This is a genomic window from Burkholderia sp. RS01, assembly GCF_039748055.1.
GTDB lineage: Bacteria > Actinomycetota > Actinomycetes > Actinomycetales > Micrococcaceae > Arthrobacter.
Genome location: NZ_JBDLAK010000038.1, coordinates 1 through 20,801, shown reverse-complemented (window position 1 = coordinate 20,801; position 20,801 = coordinate 1). Strand labels below are relative to the sequence as shown.

The 20,801-nt window shown below is 63.6% G+C and carries 19 protein-coding genes; 11 read left to right on the top strand and 8 right to left on the bottom strand.

Going from position 1 to position 20,801, the window contains the following annotated elements; all coding sequences use genetic code 11:
* Positions 1–253 precede the first annotated feature (253 nt).
* Positions 254–511 carry a hypothetical protein gene (locus ABFP37_RS21935; RefSeq protein WP_347034953.1) on the bottom strand — a complete coding sequence of 86 codons (258 nt, stop codon included), beginning with the start codon at positions 509–511 and terminating at the stop codon, positions 254–256.
* 673 nt (positions 512–1,184) lie between these two features.
* Here ABFP37_RS21935 and ABFP37_RS21930 point away from each other — a divergent pair.
* Complete coding sequence (locus ABFP37_RS21930; RefSeq protein WP_347034952.1) at positions 1,185–1,937, top strand: GntR family transcriptional regulator; 753 nt, start codon at positions 1,185–1,187, stop codon at positions 1,935–1,937.
* Positions 1,938–2,249: 312 nt separating this feature from the next.
* Here the strand turns inward: ABFP37_RS21930 and ABFP37_RS21925 are convergent, their stop codons facing one another.
* The gene (locus tag ABFP37_RS21925) at positions 2,250–2,498 is read right to left on the bottom strand and encodes a helix-turn-helix domain-containing protein (protein WP_347034951.1); all 249 of its coding nucleotides are present in this window, start codon (positions 2,496–2,498) and stop codon (positions 2,250–2,252) included.
* Between the two features lie 192 nt (positions 2,499–2,690).
* Here ABFP37_RS21925 and ABFP37_RS21920 point away from each other — a divergent pair, with 192 nt between their 5' ends.
* Genes ABFP37_RS21920 through ABFP37_RS21910 form a run of 3 tightly spaced genes read left to right on the top strand, consistent with a single transcriptional unit; the run spans position 2,691 to position 5,458 of the window.
* On the top strand, positions 2,691–3,620 hold the full coding sequence (locus ABFP37_RS21920; RefSeq protein ID WP_347034955.1) for an acetaldehyde dehydrogenase (acetylating): 930 nt from the start codon (positions 2,691–2,693) through the stop codon (positions 3,618–3,620).
* A gap of 3 nt (positions 3,621–3,623) precedes the next feature.
* Positions 3,624–4,652: a 4-hydroxy-2-oxovalerate aldolase gene (gene dmpG / locus ABFP37_RS21915; RefSeq protein ID WP_347034950.1), complete on the top strand. Its 1,029-nt coding sequence runs from the start codon at positions 3,624–3,626 to the stop codon at positions 4,650–4,652.
* A 2-nt stretch (positions 4,653–4,654) separates the two neighbouring features.
* The gene (locus ABFP37_RS21910) at positions 4,655–5,458 is read left to right on the top strand and encodes a 2-keto-4-pentenoate hydratase (protein ID WP_347034949.1); all 804 of its coding nucleotides are present in this window, start codon (positions 4,655–4,657) and stop codon (positions 5,456–5,458) included.
* A 1,039-nt stretch (positions 5,459–6,497) separates the two neighbouring features.
* On the opposite strand, the gene ABFP37_RS21905 is transcribed toward ABFP37_RS21910, so the two are convergent.
* From ABFP37_RS21905 to ABFP37_RS21885, 5 genes are all read right to left on the bottom strand, one after another.
* The gene (locus tag ABFP37_RS21905) at positions 6,498–7,409 is read right to left on the bottom strand and encodes a heme o synthase (protein ID WP_347034948.1); all 912 of its coding nucleotides are present in this window, start codon (positions 7,407–7,409) and stop codon (positions 6,498–6,500) included.
* Positions 7,406–8,038, bottom strand: a complete 633-nt coding sequence (locus ABFP37_RS21900) for an NAD(P)H-binding protein (protein ID WP_347034947.1) — start codon at positions 8,036–8,038, stop codon at positions 7,406–7,408. Before ABFP37_RS21900 ends, ABFP37_RS21905 begins: the two co-directional genes overlap by 4 nt.
* 331 nt (positions 8,039–8,369) lie before the next feature.
* Positions 8,370–9,281, bottom strand: a complete 912-nt coding sequence (locus ABFP37_RS21895) for an NmrA family NAD(P)-binding protein (protein ID WP_347034946.1) — start codon at positions 9,279–9,281, stop codon at positions 8,370–8,372.
* A 48-nt stretch (positions 9,282–9,329) separates the two neighbouring features.
* A complete protein-coding gene (locus tag ABFP37_RS21890; RefSeq protein ID WP_347034945.1) occupies positions 9,330–10,088 on the bottom strand; it encodes a glucose 1-dehydrogenase in 759 nt (252 codons plus the stop codon).
* A gap of 646 nt (positions 10,089–10,734) precedes the next feature.
* Positions 10,735–11,136 carry a MarR family transcriptional regulator gene (locus ABFP37_RS21885; RefSeq protein WP_347034954.1) on the bottom strand — a complete coding sequence of 134 codons (402 nt, stop codon included), beginning with the start codon at positions 11,134–11,136 and terminating at the stop codon, positions 10,735–10,737.
* Positions 11,137–11,452: 316 nt separating this feature from the next.
* On the opposite strand from ABFP37_RS21885, the gene ABFP37_RS21880 reads away from it, so the two are divergent.
* The 3 genes from ABFP37_RS21880 (at position 11,453) to ABFP37_RS21870 (ending at position 13,580) form a co-directional block, all read left to right on the top strand.
* Positions 11,453–12,559, top strand: a complete 1,107-nt coding sequence (locus ABFP37_RS21880; protein ID WP_347034944.1) for an alkene reductase — start codon at positions 11,453–11,455, stop codon at positions 12,557–12,559.
* Positions 12,556–12,990, top strand: a complete 435-nt coding sequence (locus ABFP37_RS21875) for a DUF6069 family protein (protein WP_347034943.1) — start codon at positions 12,556–12,558, stop codon at positions 12,988–12,990. The genes ABFP37_RS21880 and ABFP37_RS21875 overlap by 4 nt, the downstream gene beginning before the upstream one ends.
* Positions 12,991–13,115: 125 nt before the next feature.
* A complete protein-coding gene (locus ABFP37_RS21870; protein ID WP_347034942.1) occupies positions 13,116–13,580 on the top strand; it encodes an SRPBCC family protein in 465 nt (154 codons plus the stop codon).
* A 133-nt stretch (positions 13,581–13,713) separates the two neighbouring features.
* On the opposite strand, the gene ABFP37_RS21865 is transcribed toward ABFP37_RS21870, so the two are convergent.
* Positions 13,714–14,865, bottom strand: a complete 1,152-nt coding sequence (locus tag ABFP37_RS21865; protein WP_347034941.1) for a helix-turn-helix domain-containing protein — start codon at positions 14,863–14,865, stop codon at positions 13,714–13,716.
* A gap of 185 nt (positions 14,866–15,050) precedes the next feature.
* Between ABFP37_RS21865 and ABFP37_RS21860 the strand changes: the two genes are divergently transcribed.
* Genes ABFP37_RS21860 through ABFP37_RS21845 form a run of 4 tightly spaced genes read left to right on the top strand, consistent with a single transcriptional unit; the run spans position 15,051 to position 20,504 of the window.
* Positions 15,051–16,559 (top strand): amino acid permease, encoded by a 1,509-nt coding sequence (locus ABFP37_RS21860; protein WP_347034940.1) that lies wholly within the window; start codon positions 15,051–15,053, stop codon positions 16,557–16,559.
* Positions 16,556–17,956, top strand: a complete 1,401-nt coding sequence (locus ABFP37_RS21855; RefSeq protein WP_347034939.1) for a M20 family metallo-hydrolase — start codon at positions 16,556–16,558, stop codon at positions 17,954–17,956. The genes ABFP37_RS21860 and ABFP37_RS21855 overlap by 4 nt, the downstream gene beginning before the upstream one ends.
* Positions 17,953–18,783: a nitrilase-related carbon-nitrogen hydrolase gene (locus tag ABFP37_RS21850; protein WP_347034938.1), complete on the top strand. Its 831-nt coding sequence runs from the start codon at positions 17,953–17,955 to the stop codon at positions 18,781–18,783. The genes ABFP37_RS21855 and ABFP37_RS21850 overlap by 4 nt, the downstream gene beginning before the upstream one ends.
* 8 nt (positions 18,784–18,791) lie before the next feature.
* Complete coding sequence (locus tag ABFP37_RS21845) at positions 18,792–20,504, top strand: NAD(P)/FAD-dependent oxidoreductase (protein ID WP_347034937.1); 1,713 nt, start codon at positions 18,792–18,794, stop codon at positions 20,502–20,504.
* The last annotated feature ends 297 nt before the right edge of the window (positions 20,505–20,801 follow it).

Sequence of the window (20,801 nt, the reverse complement as noted above, 5' to 3'; positions counted from 1 at the left end):
GGCACGAATTCGCCGCCAACCGCCCCAAAGAAATACCCCCAGGCCCCACCCACCCCGCAACAACAACCTAAAACCCCAACAAAAAAGCCCGACCGGAAACCCGGCCGAGCTTTTCTGCGGAAGCAGAGCGCGGAGACCCGCTTCCGCAGTCTCCGGGGCATTGGCACAACGAGCCGGAGAGCGTAACCGTTCCGGGAGGCATGGATACCCTGCAGACGAATGAAGAAACAGGTCATATGCCAGGAGGTGTCACCTATTCAACGCGCAGCCTGGATGCCGTCATCCGATAGCGGAGCACGCCGTCGAGCTCCGTGGGCTGGACCCACACCTCATATCCTTCAGATTTTTCGAGCAGCGTTCTTGTGTGGGGTCCGCTGGCAGCCAGCCATAGAGCAGATGAGTCGGGCATGGCGTGATCTACGAACCCGGCCCTCACGAATTCCTGGCCCTTCCGTATCTCGACGAAGGCTCCGATGAGAAGGTTCCATTCGTTGCAACGGCGTGATTTCATGTCGCCTTCCCTATGGCGCATGGAACGTGCCACGCAGAGTCGGTCCATGTACAGCGGAAAGCCGGGCGAAACACCTGCGGATTCTCCTCGGACTTGACCATGGAAGTTCACGCATCTCGCGACTTTCGGTCGGTAGTGCGGGGACCGGACCGGCGCCGGGCCCCCGCCGCGCGGACAGCTCCGCTGAGGCGCCTCTCAAGCAGCAGAAGACACGGCACGACAAAATAGACAGCTATCGGAACGACCACACTCGTGAGAACGAAGGCGCGAAGGAACGGGGGCCACGGTGGAGCAAACACCGCCAACGCTTCAATGCCGATAGCGACCAACGGAAATATTGCAACCCAAGTGATGAACGCCCTGACATGCACGGACGCGGTTGAGGGGTGCGGCAAAAGCACGTCCGCTGCTCTTGATGCCGCGGGTTTATCTTCGCGCTCTCTGCCGTCCAACTTCTGATCCACACACGAAATGTACCCGCTTTAATTCTAAGTGTCTACACTTTGAAGTAGTCTATACAGAAAGACATGTCCTGCTTTGCGCCCTCGGCCGAACAGCCTTTAGGGGTAGGCTCCTACGGCCGTTCTCGAAGGGGAACCCCAGTTACCGCTATCGTCGCAGAAGTACATGTAGTTCGGGTGAACTTAGATCCCAACAGCGAGGAGCACATAGAGTGACCGAACAGAATGTACTGGAGAGCCTCCCACGCCCGGTATTTAGCTCTCCTCGGACAACCAGCATGGAGCTGCACACTCACCTGCGGCGCCTAATCATCGATAGCGTCCTCCCGCCAGGGGCCGTCCTCAAGCAGGCCGAACTGGCCAGGACATTCAACGTAAGCCGGACACCAATGCGCGAAGCGTTCCGAATGCTTCAAGAGGAAGGCCTGATCGAGGCTGACCTAAACCAAAGGGCCCGGGTCAAGGGCCTTGACGCCCGGGAACTCGATCAGCTCTATGCCGCCAGGATAGCCCTGGAGAGCCTTGGTTGCCGCATGAGCGCTGGAACCCTCACCGCCGACGAGTCCCGGCTCGCGCGAGAATGCCTGAACTCCATGGAACAAGCACAAAGGACCCAGAACATGAGGGCTTGGATGGAAAGCCATCGCCGCTTCCACAGCCTGTGCATGGCCCGGGTAACAGAACCACTTCGAAGGACCATCGATTCCTTCGCGGAACGAAGTGAACGGTACCTGCGGCTTTTCCAACTTTGGCACCCCCAATCGTTCGAGGCTGGGCAGCAGGAACACGAACGAATCTTGGCGGCAGTCGAGGGGAACGACCCTGCCGCCGCAGGAAGTCTGATGGCAAAGCACTTATCACGTACAGCTCTTACAGTCATGCAGGACGTGTCCACCGAAACCGAGGCTCTGGCCATACAGGAGTCCTTGGCAATGGCGGTGGGTACCAGAGCCAAACAAAGATAGGCGCACGTGGTGTTTTCACGACCAAAGGCCGTGCTCGCCCGTTACTGTGGATCAACGCAGTTTGCTCGCTCAACACCCCGTCTAACGGATCACGCCAGAGCAAACGATATGGCTGCAGTACCTGGGATGACGCAGTGGGGCTGGCCCTGACGACGCAACGGGAAATGGCGTTAACCCGAATTCCACTATCCGTGCCTTCGGCAGCCAGGGATTTCGTCATTGGGACCACGCCGCCCGTGGCGGTGGCGTGGGCTACCTCGAACAGCTGCGCGAAAGGTCTGCCATGGACGCAAGAGCGATCTTGCGAAGGTCTCACGGCCTGCTGGCCGATTCACCCAATTCGAACAGCCGGAGCCCCAGCTGCAGTTCTGAACCGCTGCGCTCGAGGAACTTATACGTCGCCAACTCCTGCACAATCCGCGACACAGTCGACTTGGCCAAGCCGGCCCTGCGGGCGATCTCGGAGATTCCCAGGACGTCGCCGGCCGGTCCGCAGGCGTCGAAGATCGCCGCCACCCGGCCGATCATCGATTCGCCACCGTTCCGTTCAGCGGGACACATGCTTGGAGTATGCGTGTGCAGCCATCCAGAATGCAATTACGTCAAACCTTCCCGGCTCACTGGAGTTCGCGAGGAAAACACCATCCGAAATTTCGAACAAAGGCGTCGGAGGATCGTTTTGACACTCAGCGCACCACCACCTGACACCTATGAAAGGGGCGCCCCTTGCCTCAGCGAGAAGAATCTCGTTCCCTGCATGCCGCAATTATCGGGTCCGGCAACATCGGAACAGACCTGATGATCAAGATCCTCCGTGGCGACGGCACCCTGAAAGTCACCGCTATGGTGGGTATCGACCCTGCCTCGGACGGACTCGCACGGGCGAAGCGCCTAGGCGTCACTGCGATCGCGACCGGAGTGCAGGGACTGATCGAGTCCACCGAGTTCGAGACCATCGATTTTGTTTTCGACGCCACTTCGGCAAAGGCGCACGTGCACAATGCGGAAGTTTTGCTGGCAGCCAAGCCGGGCCTCCGCCTGATCGATCTCACCCCTGCCGCCATCGGGCCGTACTGCGTGCCCGTCGTGAATCTCGAACAGAACCTCGACGCCGCCAACGTCAACATGGTCACCTGCGGCGGCCAGGCCACTATCCCGATCGTCGCAGCCGTCTCCAGCGTGGTGCCCGTGGCCTATGCCGAGATCGTCGCGTCGATCAGCAGCAAGTCGGCCGGCCCGGGGACGCGGGCCAACATCGACGAGTTTACCGATACAACAGCCGCCGCCCTCCAGAGTGTCGGCGGGGCCGAAGCCAGCAAGGCCCTGATAATCCTGAATCCGGCCGAGCCGCCGCTAATGATGCGTGACACCGTCTTTACCCTGACCCGTGCCGGCGATCGTGCGGGGATCGAGGCAGCTATTGATGCAATGGTGGAGAAAGTCAACGCGTATGTACCGGGCTACCGGCTCAAGCAGCGCGTGCAGTTCGATGACATCACAATTCCGGTCGTAGTGCCGGGCATTGGAGAATTCACGGGCCTGAAGACCAGCGTATTCCTCGAAGTCGAGGGCGCTGCCCACTATCTGCCGGCATACGCTGGCAACCTGGACATCATGACCTCGGCCGCCCTGCGGACGGCAGAAACAATGGCCCGCCATGCGCGCGCACTGGAGGTGGCATAAACCATGTTCGATCCCACGAATGACAAGCTCTTCATCTCCGACGTCACCCTTCGCGACGGCAGCCATGCCGTTGGCCACCAGTACAGTGCGCAGAACGTGCGCGACATCGTCCAGGCGCTCGAAGCTGCCCGAGTCGACAGCGTGGAGGTCGCGCACGGCGACGGCCTCAACGGTTCCAGCGTCAACTTTGGCTTCTCAGCCCACTCAGATGTGCGCCTCATCGAGGCCGCGGCCGAAGTGGCCGGGGACATCGCCATCGCAACGCTGCTGCTGCCCGGCGTCGGAACAATCCGCGACCTCAAGCGCGCTGTCTCCGCGGGCGTCAGTTACGTTCGCGTGGCGACCCACTGCACCGAGGCGGATGTCTCGGGGCAGCATATCGAGACGGCCAGGGAGCTCGGCTTGAACACTGCTGGCTTCCTCATGATGAGCGCCATGACGACCCCGGCCGAACTCGGGAAACAGGCCAAGCTCATGGAAAGCTACGGCGCCCAGTGCGTCTACGTCGTCGACTCCAGCGGCGCGCAGACCATGGACGACATCACCGACCGCGTCAACGCACTGCGCGACGTGCTCGACGCCGGCACCGAGGTCGGCATCCACGCCCACCACAACCTCTCCCTTGGCGTCGCGAATTCGGTGGCCGCGGTGAAGGCCGGCGCGAACCGCGTCGACGCGAGCCTGACCGGGATGGGCGCCGGGGCGGGCAACGCCCCGCTCGAAGTCTTCATCGCCGTTGCGGACAAGCTGGGCTGGAACCACGGCACAGACCTGTTCGCGCTGATGAACGCAGCCGATGACATAGTGCGGCCGCTGCAAGTGCGCCCGGTCCAGGTGGACCGGGAAACGCTCAGTCTCGGCTACGCTGGCGTCTACTCCAGCTTCCTCCTGCATGCCGAGCGTGCCTCGGAAAAATATGGGATTCCCACCATGGATATTCTGATGGAACTGGGACGGCGCAAGATGGTCGGTGGCCAGGAGGACATGATCGTCGACGTGGCACTCGACCTACTCAACACCAAGGCGGCATAGCCATGACCGAAACCCCCACCACTACTCCCGCAATTTCGATCGAAGCCCTGGGAGACGCCCTGCTGACCGCTTACACGTCCCGGCAGCCGATTCCACCGCTGACCGGGACCCACCCAGATCTCACCCTCGAACAGGCCTACGCCGTCCAAGAACACCAGGTAGCGGCGTGGAAGAATGCCGGGCGGACAGTTGTGGGCTACAAGGTGGGACTGACCTCGCTCGCCATGCAGAAGCAACTTGGCGTCGACCAGCCCGACTTCGGCCGCTTACTCGACGACATGGTCCTGGACCCGTCCCGACCGGTCAGCCTCGAGCGGTTCATCAGCCCTAAGATCGAGCCGGAGATATCCTTCGTGCTCAAGAGCGACCTCCGCGGGCCCGGACTCACGCTCGACGACGTCCGTGACGCGGTGGACTATGCGGTGACCTCTCTGGAGATCATCGACTCGCGGATCGCCGACTGGCGCATCAAACTCGCCGACACGATCGCCGATAACGCCTCTTCCGGGGCCTTGGTCCTCGGCAGCGAACACATCAGGATCGACTCTCAGGATCTGGCTGCCACTGCTGTGACTCTCTCCGTCAACGGCAAGGTGGTGGGCGAGGGCACCGGCGCGGCCGTGCTGGGCCATCCGCTTAACGGCCTGCTCTGGGTGGCCAACACCCTGGGCGCGCTGGGCCAGACCCTCGAGGCAGGCGCTGTCGTCATGTCCGGTTCAGTGACGGCGGCTGTACCCATTGGCCAAGGTGACACCGTCACCGCGACCTTCACAGGGCAGAAGACCCTTGAGGTGCGGTTCAGCTGACCTAGGCAGCGCAACGCCGAAGGAGAGGACCCGGTCCTCTCCTTCGACGTTCGCGAGGTCAGCCGACGTTATCGGAGAACAGCCCCAGTTCTAGAGAAATAGTCCGGGCTGCCTCCAACAGTTCGGCGGACACCTTGTCCATTCGGGGTAGGCAGATCGACTACGTCGGGCACGGTCCTTTCCGGTGCTCCGCCGGTCATGGATGTGCTTCGCAAGCGCTGCCAGGCGCCTTGACCCGGGAGCTATGAACAACGACGTCCGCCCGATCAATGAAAGAGCCTGGGGAGCAATCCCGGAATCCCGGTTGGTTGGGCTAGGACTTCGTGACCGGTCGCCGCAGCGCCACGAACCAGGCGGTGCCGACCACCGCCTGCATGATGCCGAGGGCAGCCCTAGTCGGAGTATCTGCGGATGATGCCATGGGACTGGCTGCTGTGAGGATGCCGACCGTGAGCCCCGCCCTGGCCGAGAAGCGTTCAGAGCTGGTCGGGCGCTCGTCCGTTGGAGGCGGTGACTTCGATGAGTGGCTTCAGGCCACCTGCCATGCGTTGCGGTGGCCGGCTTGGAACTGGGTGCTCGGGCGCTGGGTTCGCCCTGGCCACATGTCAATCGAATGCGGCAGCGCGGGGTCTAAGTAGCGCGTCCAGGCGGCGTCATCTTCAAAGAGGCGCACACCGTAGGAGTCTTCGTACGTCAGCCCTTCAGGGATGCCCGGATGCCCGGATCACGTAAAACCCGAAACGAGTATCGGGCGTGTTCGCCACGCCGGTAACATGCCCGCGAAGGTTGCCAGCATTGGACCCAACCGCGCGGCGACAGAACCATACCCCTATTGTGACGGCAGCGTTTTCCAGGGTGAAGAACCGCGGACTGCACGTTGACATAGGTCGTGACTCAGGCGCAAGCTTTCTGGCCGCCATGAAAACGCCGTAGGTTCTGCGGCAAGCGCTCAGGTCTTGATCGTGATAAGCCGACCAACAGCTCTGGCGTCTCCTGCTAAGGCTCCACTGCCCAACATGACCAGACCTGCAACCGCTTGTCACAGGAGGATGTCGACTACCAGCCCGATCGGAAGAAGGCACATGTAGGCGACGCTCGTGTGGAACAGCAGCATCGGACGGGGATCAGTTGGGCTGCGACGTGCACGTTGGAAGAACTGATGGGCTTGGACGAGAAACCAGAGTCCCGCGAGGCCGGACACGGTAAGGTAGCAGACACCGATCCGGTCATTGGCAAGCGGCAGCAGGAGGGAGACCGCCACGGTTGCGTACGTCCAGAGCACGCTGCAGAGGGCGACACTCCGGATGGGCTCGAGTACAGGGAGCATGGGGACCCCCGCCTGGGCGTAGTCCTCCCGGTACTTCGTCGCGAGCGACCAGAAATGCGGCAACTGCCAGCAGAACACGACGGAAAATAACACGACCGCCGCCATCGACACGTTACCGGCGACCGCGGCATAGCCGATGAGCACAGGAGCTGCGCCTGGGAAGCCTCCAAGGAGCGTGCTGTGCCGGGTGCGCCGTTTAAGGACCCGGGTGTAGAGGAACCCGTACCACGCAATCGAAGCTGCCGCCATCGCCGCCGCGAGAAGCGTCGTGCCTATCGCCAGCAGGGCGACGCTGAGCACGGTCAGGATGCCGGCGAATATCCGTGCGGCGTGGACGGACACAGCACCGCTGACAAGTGGGCGGGACTGCGTGCGCGCCATTATCGCGTCGATGTCTCGGTCGTAGATGCAGTTGAGGACGCTCGCCGCGGCTGCCGCGCATGCCCCGCCTACCAGTGTGGTCACGATGACGGGCCAGGTCGGCCAGCCGCCCGCTGCCAGGATCATGCCCGGCACCGTCGTCACGAGGAGAAGCTCGATGATCCGTGGTTTGGTGAGCGCCACGTAAGCGCCTACACGCTCCACGAGGCGGGTCCGTGCGGATGCAGCAGATGCCCCAGTCACTGGGCCAGGGTGGGCAGCCGTCGGGACCACTCCTCGGTGTTGAGCTGCGCCGCGACGAACACTGCCAGGTCATGACGGCTCAGCTTCCAGCCTCCGCGAGGGTTCGACCCGTCGGAGATGCGGATGTCGCCCCCGCCTGGTCCGTCTTTCAGGTATGAGGCGCGCACTATCGTCCAGTCCAACTCGGTGGCCCGGAACATGTCTTCCATGACCTTCATGTCCGTATAGAGATCGTTCATGAACAGAGGGATGAGGATCCACCGGAACCACAGCGGGAGGCCCTTGTCGTCGCGGGCCACGCCGCCCGAGGAGACCACGAGTACGCGTGCTCCGGGTGCTACTGCTCCGATCACAGCCCGGGCGGCATCGGAGTAGACGGAGCCTGATCCGCGGGCGGAACTGCTCACGGCGACGATCACAGCCTCAGTGTTCTTCACTGCGGCGAGGACGGATGCGGGATCGTGGACGTCGGCGCGGACCAGTCCGATGCCCTTTGGATCGGTTCCTTCATCCGTGAGGCGGCGTGGATCTCGCGCCGTGATGGTGACAACGTGGCCGAGACGCTTCGCCTCGTCGGCGATAAGGCGGCCTGTGCGACCTGAGCCGCCGATGATGAGTACGCGGCTCATGCTCGAGCCCCCTTTGGTGTTGCGCGGCGGCTGCCGCTCCTGTCAATGTGCGCTGGTCTGCGGCCCGCTGGGGGGTCACGCAAAAATGCATCAAGTCGTTTCCGTTTGCAGACTAAGTGACCCTGCTGGGATACGCGCCGAATGGACGGGCACGCCGCCGCCCCGGGCGGGGTGGGCGTTCGAAGTCGGACGGTCCATGAGGTTCTGAAGGCTGGGTTAGGCCGCGGCAACAAGATGTTGTCGATGGTGCCCACGATAAAGTCCCGATCGACCGGCCGTCTTACGTACAGCGCTGGGATCGCCATACCGCCAACCGGATCGCTGCAGCCGATCAGGCTGTGCCCGCCGCCATCGCTGCAGTGTAGTCTCGGACGCTGGTCGGTTGAACCCATGGATAGCGATCGTTCATGAGCGGCCCGAGTTTGCCCTTGCCGCTGAGCATGGCACGCCAGTACATCAAAGGCACGGCGGAGAATCCGCCTCGACCGTCGGCTTGGCGCCGGACGATCTCGGCATCCATGTCAGCTAGTGTGCCGAGCCTCTTGACCGTGATGCCGCGACCGAGTCCGGCTTCGGCTGCGGCCACCAGTTCATCGAAGGTAAGCACATTGCCGGCAACATAGAGCCTTTCCGGCACGGTTCGGTCGTCCAGGGCCGCCGCGGCGGCGTAGGAGGCCGTATCGGCGAAGGTGGTGAATTCCATCTTCACCTCGCCGTCCCCCCATAGGTAAGCCTCGCCCTTGTCGAGATCGAATGCTCCGAGGAAACCGAAAAGCACACCCCGGTCCAGGAATGCGCCGTTGAGCAGATGGACGAGCTCGACATCGCCCCGTTCGGCTTCGGCCCGCCGTGCGAATTCGCGGCGAAAGTCCGAATGGATGTTGTCACCGTCGTCGAGTCCGAAAAGGTTCATGCTGTAGTCGGAAGCGATGAAGCGCCTTACGCCTGCTTCCCGGGCAGCTCGCAGCCATCCCAGCTGGGCTTCGACGATCGTGCCAGTCCCACCCTGAACGGCGGATACCACCGTGTGCACGCCGTCGAAGATGCCCGGTCCGTTATCAACAACCTCAGACTTGGCCGCGATTTCGGCATCGACCTTGGAGCGGCTGCTGGAACGAACCAGCAGTCGGAGATTGGCGCCTTGAGCAAGGAGCTCCCGCGCGATCATGCCTCCAAGCGATCCAGTCGCACCGATGAGCAGGACTGTCTTGGCTGCTGGTTGAGGGCTGGCTTGAGTGGTCACGGTGGTTCTCCCTTGGTTCACTTTTGGTTGCCGGGCGGGGCCGAGGCGCTAGATGGCGAGGTAGCCGCCGTCGATGTTGAACAACGACCCCGTGGCGAACGAGGCGGCATCCGAACCGAGCCAGGCGACAGCCTCTGCAATGTCCCGCGGCGCACCGAGCCGGCCGATCGGGTGCTTGGCCAACAGTGCGTCCTTGAAGCCGGGGTGGGTCTCTTCAAGTGCATCGATCATGGGGGTCTGGATCACGCCGGGCAGAATGGCATTCACCCGGACGCCGCGGTCAGAGTATTCGACGGCGGCGGCCCTGGTCAGTCCGATCACGCCATGCTTCGACGTGACATAGGCGGATTGGTGCGCAATCGCTGCCTGGCCGAGCGAAGAGGCCGTGTTGATGATGGATCCGCCACCCTGGGCAAGCATCTGGGGGATCTCGACCTTCATGCTGATGAAGACGCCGGTGAGGTTGACGGTAATGATTTTGTTGAATTGCTCGACAGTCACGTCTGCAAGGTCCGGTCCGCTGAATTCGATCCCGGCATTGTTGTGCGCAATGTCCAGGCTGCCGAAGCGGTCAACGGTGGTGCGGACGAGTGCGGTCATCGAGTCGAGGTCTGCGACGTTGGCACGGACAAAGATCGCATCTTCACCGGCCCCCATCACCTCAAGTGTCTCCCGTCCAGCCTCCTCCGAGAGGTCTGCGACGACGACCCGTGCACCCTTTTCGGCGAGCACACGGGCGGTCTCTCGGCCGATTCCGCCGCCGCCGCCGGTGACAATGGCAACTTTGCCAGCAAGAGATTCAGTCATGATTATTCCTAACTTTCCATTTGCGGGGTGCGACAATCGATGGATTCGAGTGCACCAGATCTTGTTTCGTTACAGCCGGTGAGAGTCAATGCGCCACGGAATGCCCGGGCCTCATCGTCGTCATGGAGCGCGTCGGTTGAGGGCCGTCCACGTTCAGGCGGAGTCGACTGAGGTCGTCACACTATCCGGCATGTGCCGCGCGGCGATCCGCCCGCTGGTTGCGTCGCCGGTGGGCGGCATGGCTGAGGCGACTGTGCAAGAGCAGCAGCCTCGGTACCACGAAGTAGACCGACAAGGGCACGACTACGAGCGTCAGTATGAGGGTCCTTAAAACCGGGTGCCAAGCCTGGATGACAAGCCCCTCGACGGTCATTCCTATTAGGATCAGGGGGAAAATCGCGGACCAGGTGATTAGAGCACGGACATGCACAGAGGCGATCCCCGGTGTGCGCTGGTGGTGTCCGTCGGTTTCATCGGCGGCAAGCGCCTTACCCTCGTGCTGCATTAGTTCTCCAGTTCTTTCGGCGTTGGTTTACGTATTCGGTGAGCGCGGCGGCGAGGCTGACTGCCAGGGTGTCCGGGAGCAGGTGGCAGCAGGGCGTCGAGCTCAGATGGACTAGATCCCGGCGAACGCGCCAGGTTGCACTCAGGGAACCGCGGCGTCAATACCGACGACCGGGGCGCTGACGACCAAGTTCTTTTCGGTCTGCGCAAGCAGGGCAAGGAAGTCCGACTGCTGCTCTGTGCTTAGTTCGCCGGTCGTACATTCTTCGAGTTGGGCCCAGATGGACTCCACCTGAGTGCGTAGCGCGAGGCTGGCAGCGGTGGGCTCGACGATGGTGACGCGTTTGTCTTGGGTGCACGGGCGGCGCCGGACGAAGCCCGCGTTCTCAAGGCGGCGGACGGTGCGCGTCATGGTCGCGGCGTCCGACCCCAAGAACCTGACGAGATCAGTCTGACGCTGAGCCCCCCTATCCCAAAGCTGCATCATCACGAGTTCCTGAGCGGGATGGAGTCCGACTTCCCGGAGCAACTGTCCCGCCAGCATCCGATGCAGGCGCGCCACCCGGAAAATAGCGTGACTGATCGGGCCGCCAGCGGCTGATACAGGAACGGGTACGCTCCCCATCGACGACGATTCGTCGGGATTGCTCGGACACTCTTGCACGCCCACACCTCTTCTTTACTGTTCGGACAATTAATACCCTAGCCCCCTTGAAACTCGAGCGCAATCAGACTACTTGTGGGTTTCATCACCCACATTCCCCAGCTCTGACGAACTTTACTGTTCGAACAAGTATGTGCCATGCTCAATGATGTCATCGACTCCGGTGACCGAGCCGCGAACACTTAGGACAACAACCATGACGACCGCCTTCGAGACCTACGAACTGGGCGACACGCCCCTCACGAACCGCATCGCGATGGCCCCGATGACACGCAGCCGTGCGACCGCACCCCATGGAACGGCAACGGAGCTGATGGCGACCTACTATGCCCAGCGTGCGGAGGCCGGGCTCATCATCAGCGAAGGTATACAGCCCTCCGTCGTCGGTCAGGGCTACACCAATACCCCAGGACTCCACTCGGCTGACCAGGTCGAATCCTGGAAGCCAGTGACGGCGGCAGTGCACCAGAACGGCGGGGTGATCTATGCGCAGTTGATGCACACCGGCCGAGTAGGCCACCCCAGCCTTCTTCCGGAGGGACTGCATCCCGTTGGCCCGTCGGCCGTGACGGCCGCCGGACAGGTCTACACCTACGAAGGGATGCAGGCGTTCGTCGAGCCCCGCGAACTCTCCGAAGACGAGATCACTCAGACGATTTCGGACTTCGCCGACGCGGCTCGCAACGCCATCGACGCCGGCTTCGACGGTGTCGAGATCCACGGCGCCAACGGGTACCTCATCCACCAGTTCCTGGCTCCGAACTCTAACGTCCGCACAGATAGCTGGGGCGGCAACGTTGAAGGACGCATCCGTTTCGCCATCTCGGTCGCTTCCGCCGTTGCAGCGGCGATCGGCGCGGACAGGGTCGGATTCCGGATCTCACCCGGCGCCACTTTCAACGACATCCAGGACGATGCCGACCTCGAGGCGACCTATGGTGCCCTAGTCGCTGAACTGGCCCCTCTTGGCCTCGCCTACTTGCACATCATGGAATCCGCCGACCGCGAACTAACCAACACCCTCCGCGCATCCTGGCCCAGCACCCTGGTCCTAAACCCGAACACCAGTCCCGAACCCACCGGCCCTGAGGCCCTGGCCCTGATTGAAGACGGCACGACAGACCTCGTCTCCTTCGGTGCGCTGTTCCTGGCCAACCCCGACCTGCCCACACGGCTCGCCGCCGGCGGCCCGTTCAACACCCCCGATCGCTCAAGCTTCTACGGCGGCGCCGCCACCGGCTACCTCGACTATCCGACCTTGGACGAGCTCGCCCTCGTCACCGGCGCAAAGGCAAACACATGAGCACCACCAAAACCACTCCCACACCGCGGCCGTTCCGTCCATCCCGGTTCGCGATCGCCGCAGGCTCGGCTGCGGTCCTGAACCTCATCACGTACGGGATCGGGTCGGCATCCGGTGCATCAATGGCCGTCACCGCGCCCACCGCTCAGGAGATACCGGCGCTACTTACGGTCATCGCGACGCTTGTGCCGATGGCGGTCGCTGGCGCGGTGACCTGGTTCATCGCACGCCGCAGACCCGGCTTCCGCGGCTTCGCGGCGTGGACAGGCCTTGTCTCCGGCGTTCTGACGGCGGCCAGTCCCATGGCGTCGTCCGAGGACGTCCCTACCGGAGCCGTCCTCGGATTAATGCATGTCATCGTCGGCATAGCCTGGTTCATGGCGCTGCAGTCACCACGGGCCACAGAGCAGGAAGGCGCAGCATCATCATGACGACCTGCTATGTCCCGGCCCGATGCCCGTTCCACTCTGTGAGCCAAGCATCTTTGCGGACGGCAAGTGCGACGCATACCGTCCCTTCACCCAGAACGTGAAACACACCCGAAAGGAATCCATCCATGATTTTCGTTTCCCATGTTCTGCCCGTTAACGGTGACGGCGTTTCGATTACCAAAGACCAGCTGTGGGCTGGCCTCGTCATGAAGGCCAATAACGCTCTGCCCTTCGTGTCATCCATGAGCAGCTGTACGGTCATCGACCGAATCAGCGACACTGTGTTCGATCGAGAGATCGTGCTGCGCGACCAGGCGTACACCGAGCGGATCACCCTGCAGGAGCCAAGCCGCGTGGTCTTTACGCGGATCGCTGGCGACGTACTCGGCACGATAGCCAACGAGATCGAGGGTGACGACGACGACCTACGGCTCCGGTTCAGTTTTGCCCTCGTCGTCTCCACCGTGGAGCCTGGGTCAACGGAGGAAGAGGCCTACGCAGAAGGGATGAAAGCCGACTACCTCAAAGCGGTTGAATCAACCATCGCTGCGGTCAGAAAGATGGCGGAAAAGACCATTGCCGCGACCTGACTTAGATTAGAGAGCCGCAACCGGATCGAGTAGGAGGGTCGGTCTTCCCGACCCTCCTCGCGTACAAATTGCATGTGCCGTTTTCCCTGCCCGGACGCGCGACTCCGGTGGAGGCTAAGGTCGAAGCCGCGACCTAGCCTCCTCCGATTGCAAGCAGCGCCAGCGCGCTGTCTCGTGGTTTTTGGAGATCCAGGCCCGTGTAGCCTTCGAAGGACGCGAGTCTGTTGACCACTGTGTTCCGGTGGCAGGCTAGCCGGTCTGCAGTTGCTACCAGGCTCCCGAGCTCCAGGAAGGTGCGCGCCGCCTCGAGAAGACGTTCCCGCTCGCTGTCACTGCACCGGTCCAGCGCCGCGTAAATCAGGCGTCCCGGGTGGCAGCCCACCTGAGATAGTCGGTGTGCTGTGATTGATAGCCAGCGGTCCCTTAGCGTGAAGACTCCCTTGCTGCCCATGGGCAGGTCCCTCATGATTTCCCGGGCAGCGCTGACCGCTGTGCGCACTCCTGCTATCCCTTTGGCGTGCGGTGCCAGTGCGACTGCCACATCGTCGAATAGGACGGCCTCCTGGAAACTTAGCCTCTCGTCCGAGGATGCCGTCCGGGGCCGGATGACCAGAGTGTGATGGCCTTGATCGTATGTGAACACCGGCAGGTCACGGGGTGGGCGCGCCCGTAGCCGCCTTTTGATGGTCAGGCTGTCGTTCCTGTCAATGGCTGCCACCAGAAGTGCCTCGTTCGCATCGATACGCAAGGCACCCGCTATTCGGGAAAGGTCCGCGGCTGACGGTTCGGCAGGCGCCAGCAGTTGTGTCAGGTACTGCTGCTGCAGGTCGGCATCCGCCCCTTCGATTTCGCCCAACTTCGCGAGATATTTCTCTTGGACGCAGGCCGCAAAGCGGTCGACTGTCGCCCACACGATTTCTGCCTTCCTCACCAACAACGAAGGGTCTGCGCCCAATCCCGGTGCGGACAAAGCGTCCCACAGTACGGAAAAGTCGAGCCGAATCGCCCGGACCAGGCTGTCCAGCGGGACGCCCTGACGTGCTCTTCGCGCGCCAAGTTCGGAAGCGAAAACCGACAGTGCGTCGATATCCGGGGCATGTCCGCCGAGGGCCGAGAGCATGGCCGCGAAAGAGCTCAGGCTGCTGCCACGCAGGTCCTCCAGCGTTAGGCCTGAATCGGCGTAGGCGGGATCGGGAAGAATTCGGGTCAGGAAATTTTCGACGAGGCTGGGAAGCTGCCTGCCGACAGCATCGACCAGAGCCTGCCACTGTTCATCTTCCGTCATGTCATACCTCTCGATGGCCCTCCTTCTATCATCGCCGACCCGCGCACGAGGGGGCATGTACGTTCGTACAATTTTTGGCCTCGTTTGGAGGTTGCCCTGTCATGGGCAATCACCCTCCGCCTTGGGACGATCGAAGTCAGCTGCTCCTGTGGCAGCTCCCACACTTTCACCGGCCAGGAGTTTCCATGACCACCATTGATCCAGTCGAGGAGCGGACAACGGCTGTCCGCCCCGACGAGCAATCCGGCTACAAGAAGGGCCTTTCCAACCGCCAGGTCCAAATGATCGGCATCGGCGGCGCCATCGGCACGGGCCTCTTCCTGGGCGCCGGCGGACGCCTGGCCTCAGCCGGGCCCGTACTCCCCGTTGTCTACGCGATCTGCGGAGTTTTCGCCTTCTTTATCCTCCGCGCCCTCGGCGAACTGGTCCTGCACCGCCCGTCATCAGGCTCCTTCGTCTCTTATGCACGGGAGTTCTACGGCGAAAAGGCCGCCTACATCTCCGGGTGGGTGTACTCGCTGTCCTGGGGGCTGACAGCGATTGTGGACATCACCGCCGTCGCGGTCTATCTGAACTACTGGACCGCCTTCAGCAGCGTTCCGCAATGGATCCTCGCGCTGGCGGCCCTACTCGTGGTCACCGGCGTCAACCTCATCTCCGTGAAGCTGTTCGGTGAGCTGGAATTCTGGTTCGCCATCATCAAGGTGGGCGCCCTCGTGGCGTTCCTCCTGGTGGGCGGCATCTTCCTCGCCGGCAACTTCCCGGTCGCAGGGCATCAGCCCGGGCTCTCCCTGATCACCGACTACGGCGGCCTGCTGCCCAACGGGCTCCTGCCCGCCGTGATCATTGTGCAGGGCATTGTGTTCGCCTACGCCGGCATCGACATGATCGGCGTCGCCGCCGGCGAAACCAAGGACCCCCGCAAGATCATGCCAAAGGCGGTCAATGCGGTCATCTTCCGGATCGCCATCTTCTACGTGGGCTCCACCGCCCTGCTGGCGATGCTGCTTCCCTACAGCTCCTATAAGTCCGGCGAGTCCCCTTTCGTTACCTTCTTCGCCAGCATCGGCGTGCCCGGTGCCGGCGACGTGATGAACTTCGTAGTCCTCACCGCCGCGCTCTCCAGCCTCAACGCCGGGCTCTACTCCACCGGACGGATCTACCGCTCCATGGCCCAGACCGGGACAGCTCCCCGGTTCATGGAACGCATGAGCCGCGGCGGTGTCCCCTACGGCGGAATCCTCTTCACCGCTGCGTTCACCCTCCTCGGGGTTGGACTCAACGCGGTGGTTCCAAAGATGGCCTTCGAAATCACCATCAACGCCACTGCCCTGGCCATCCTCTGCACGTGGGCCACCATCATTTTGTGCCAGCTCAAGCTGTACAAACTGTCCACGGCTGGGCTCATGGCCCGGCCCGCCTTCCGGCTCTTCGGTGCGCCCTGGACCTCCTACCTCACGCTGGCCTTCCTGGCCGCGGTGCTGGTCCTGATGCTCTTTGATTTTCCGGTCGGAACCTACACGGTCGCCTCCCTGGCGATCATCATCCCGGCACTGATCGTCGGCTGGTACTCGGTGCGCAAACGCGTCAACGAGCTCGCCGGTACCCATCCGCTGACCGGTGCCATCCCGGTGCCAGCCCAAGCATCCCAGCTTTCATCCACGCGGTTCACCAACGAGGAGCACACACCATGACTGCCGCAGCAACGCATCCCGCCACAGATCTGACCAATCCCGCCCTGACCGGCAACTCCGGCGACCCCCGCCAGGGAGCGGCAGCTGACGCCGCGTCGTTCCTCCGCGACTTCCGCAGCCTCTCGGCCATCGGCGAGACACCCGGCCACGGCGTGGACCGCCAGGCCGCCACTCCGGCGGACGCCCAGGCACGTGCCTGGTTCACCTCCCTCGCATCCCAGTACGGGTTCCGCTCCGAGACGGACAGGATTGGCAACCTCTTCGCGCTGATCGAATGGAACCCCGGCGCACCCTACGTCCTTGTGGGCTCGCACCTGGACAGCCAGCCGACCGCCGGAAAGTACGACGGCGCCTACGGCGTCGCCGCTGCGCTGCACGCCGGCCGCCGGCTGGCGGACCGGGCAGCCTCCGAATCGCCCGACGGCGGCACACGGCCCGCCGCTCCCAAGTACAACCTCGCCGTCGTTGACTGGTTCAACGAGGAAGGCTGCCGCTTCGCCCCGTCCATGATGGGAAGTTCCGTCTACACCGGAAAGCTCCCGGCCGACGTCGCCCTGTCCGTCACGGACACCACCGGCACCAGCGTGCGCGAAGCGCTGGCCGACATCGGACACCTCGGCAGCGGCTTCGGTCCCACGGCAGCCGCCTACGCCGAGATCCACATCGAACAGGGCCGTTCGATGGAGGACTCCGGCACCACGATCGGCCTGGTCCACGCCTGCTGGGCCGCCGCGAAATACACCGTAACCGTCCACGGCGAACAGGCGCACACCGGTTCAACCGTCATCGCCGACCGCAAGGACGCGCTGCTCGGGGCATCCCGGCTGGTGGTGCTGCTGCGCGAAATCGCGGACCACTTCAGCGGCGCCGTGCTGCACACCTCCGTGGGCCAGCTGACCGTCTACCCGAACTCGCCAGTGGTGGTGCCGTCCCGGGTGGAGCTCGTGATGGACCTGCGGACCGCCGACGAGGACATCCTGGCCTCCGCCAAGGCCCTGCTCCGCGCCGGCATCGCCGCCATTGAGACGGAGGCCAATGTCAGCATCGACGTCGCCGAGTCCCATGCCTGGGGCATCAACCCCTACCAGCCCGCGGGCGTGGCCCTGGCCGCCGAATGCGCCGCCGAACTGGGCCTCAGCCACCGCCAGGTGTTCACCCTCGCCGGACACGACTCCATCAACATGAAGGACGTCGTCCCCACCGTCATGCTGTTCGTCCCCAGCGTGGACGGCATCTCCCACAACGAGCGTGAGTACACGAACGACGCCGACGCCAGCGCCGGCGTGGACATGCTGACCCGCGTGGTGGAACGGCTGTGCAACGGCGACCTCGACGGTGCCGCCTCCCCCGGGCCCGGCACCCAGCCGGTGGGCAGCCAGCCGGAGGGCACCAAGTGACCGGCCGGATCAAGGTGGCAGTCCTGCAGGCCACCGGCCTGGTCAACTCACCGCAGCAGAACCTGAACAGGATTGCCGTCCGCGCCCAGGAAGCAAAGGCACAGGGTGCAGACCTCCTCGTGACCCCCGAACTGTTCGTCAGCGGGTACGCGCCGAGCCTGGTCCACAGCACAGACGGGACGGCCCAGCGCCGGCAGCTCGCCGAGATCGCGGCGTCCACCTGCCTGGCGATCGTCGGCTCCACGGTCGAACACGACCGCGACCGGCACTACATTTCGGCGTCCTTCTTCGACCGCGACGGCACCGAACTGACCCGCTACCGCAAGCAGCACCTTTTCGGGGCCGTGGAAAAGGACGCCTTCGACGCCGGGGAGGCGCCGCCCGCCGTCGTCCGTTTCAACGGAATCAACGTTGCCCTCGGCATCTGCTTCGACATCGAGTTTCCCGAGTTTGCCCGTGCCGCGGCCCTCGCGGGAGCGGAACTGCTCTGCATCCCGACAGCAGTCCCCCTGCGTGAAGGCGGCCAGACAGACGCCCACCCCTTCGACACCCGGCTGATTCCGTCGATGGTGGTTCCCACCCGCGCCCTGGAAAACCAGCTGTTCATTGCGTACGCCAACCACGCCGGCCCGCACTTCGCCGGCCTCAGCACCATCGCCGATCCGTACGGACGGCGCCTCGCGGCCGCCGCAGACGACCCCGCGCTCATCGTCGCGGACATCGCGGTGTCCACCCTTCGCCAAGCCCGACTGGACACCGACTACCTTTCCCCGTTCATTCCCAGTTCCCCGTTCATCCCCAGCGCAGCCAGCGCCCACCCCCAGTAAGGACCTCCGTGACCATCGCAGCCACCAGCACGCCGACTGCAAAACTGAGCATGCTCAGCCCCGATTTCCCGTTCCCCTACGACGACTACATCACCCATGAAGCGGGGATCGGCTCCGTCCCGGCCGACATGTACGGCACCGAAGTAGCCGTGGTGGGCGCCGGCATGTCGGGACTCGTCGCAGCCTACGAGCTCATGAAGATGGGCCTCAAGCCTGTTGTGTACGAGTCCTCCCGGATCGGCGGGCGCCTTCGCGGAGGCACCCAGCCGGGCCAGTCCGGCCCGGTGGCGGACCTGGGCGGGATGCGCTTCCCGAAGACCGGCGCCTCTTTCTTCCACTACGCGGATCTCGTCGGCATCGAAACGCAGCCGTTCCCCAACCCGCTGACCCCCGCCGCCGGCAGCACGGTCATCGAACTGGGCGGCCAGGCCCACTACGCCGAGACGCTAGACGATCTTCCTGGCTTCTTCCGGGACGTCTCCAACGCCTGGGACGACTGTCTGGAGGAACGCGCCCACTTCAGCGCCATGCAGGAAGCCATCCGCACCAGGGACCTTGCCACGATCAAGAAGCTCTGGAACGAGCTGGTTCCACGCTTCGACGACGTCTCCTTCTCAGGCTACCTCGCCACGTCAAAGGCGTTCTCGTCGCTACCGTTCGAATACCGGGAGGCCTTCGGCCAGGTCGGGTTCGGCACGGGCGGATGGGACACCAACTTCCCGGACAGCATCCTGGAGATCCTCCGCGTCGTGTACGTGGATGCCGATGCGGACCAGCACCGGATCATCGGCGGCGCCCAGCTCCTGCCGGAACGCCTCTGGAACCACGCCCCGTCCGGCCTGGCTCACTGGCCGGAAGGCACCAGCCTCGCGTCCCTTCACGGCGGCCACCCGCGGCCCGGCGTCGCCTCCATCCGGCGTGTTCCCGGCGGCGATGGCGGACCGGTCGGCAGCCCGACCGCCAGCCAGGGACCCATCGCCGTCACCGACAAGTGGGGACAGTCACGGCAGTACCCGGCCGTCATTGCGACGTGCCAGAGCTGGCTGCTCTCGGCGCGCATCGACGTCGACGAATCGCTCTTCAGCCACAAACTGTGGACGGCCATCGAGCGCAGCCACTACATGCAGTCCTCCAAGACGTTCGTGGTGGTCGACAGGCCGTTCTGGAAGGACATCGACCCGCAGACCGGCCGCCAGGTCATGAGCACCACACTCACCGACCGGCTCACCCGCGGCACTTACCTGCTGGACAACGGCCCGGACCAGCCCGCCCTGATCTGCCTGTCGTACACCTGGAACGACGACGCCCTGAAATGGCTGCCGCTGGACGCAGACGAACGCGTCCGGCTCATGCTGCATTCCCTCAAGCAGATCTACCCCACCGTGGACATCGCCTCGCACATCATCGGTGACCCCACCACGGTCTCCTGGGAGGACGACCCCAACTTCATGGGCGCCTTCAGCGACAACCTCCCCGGGCACTACCGCTACCAGGAGAGGCTTTACACGCACTTCATGCAGGAGGGAATGGACTCGGCCCACCGCGGGATCTACCTGGCCGGAGACGGCATCTCCTGGACCGGCGGCTGGGCCGACGGCGCGGTGACCACGGGCCTGAACGCCGTCTGGGGCGTCATGACGCAGCTGGGCGGCAAGACCAATCCGGAGAACCCGGGCCCCGGCGACCGCTTCGACGAACTCAAGCCGGTCCGGCTGCCCTAACCTCCGCGGATGGGCCGGACATCGGCCCGGCCCATCCATCCCATTCGTCCCATTCGTCAAGGGCAGGGTGCCTCGCTGGCGTCCTAAGCTGAGGCGGCATTTCGAGCCTACAGTTCGCGTGGCCGGTCTGCGTTTGGGCCCGGGCTCGTACTTTATATCGGCGCTGGACCTGACTGAAGGGCTCGCCTAGACGATATGAAGTGTGGCGGGCCGGTCCCTGATGTAGGACTGGAACCTCGGGTTCAAAGAGGTTCGTGGGTTGCCGGGCCACGGTCTGTTCCGCCACCAAGAGGCGGG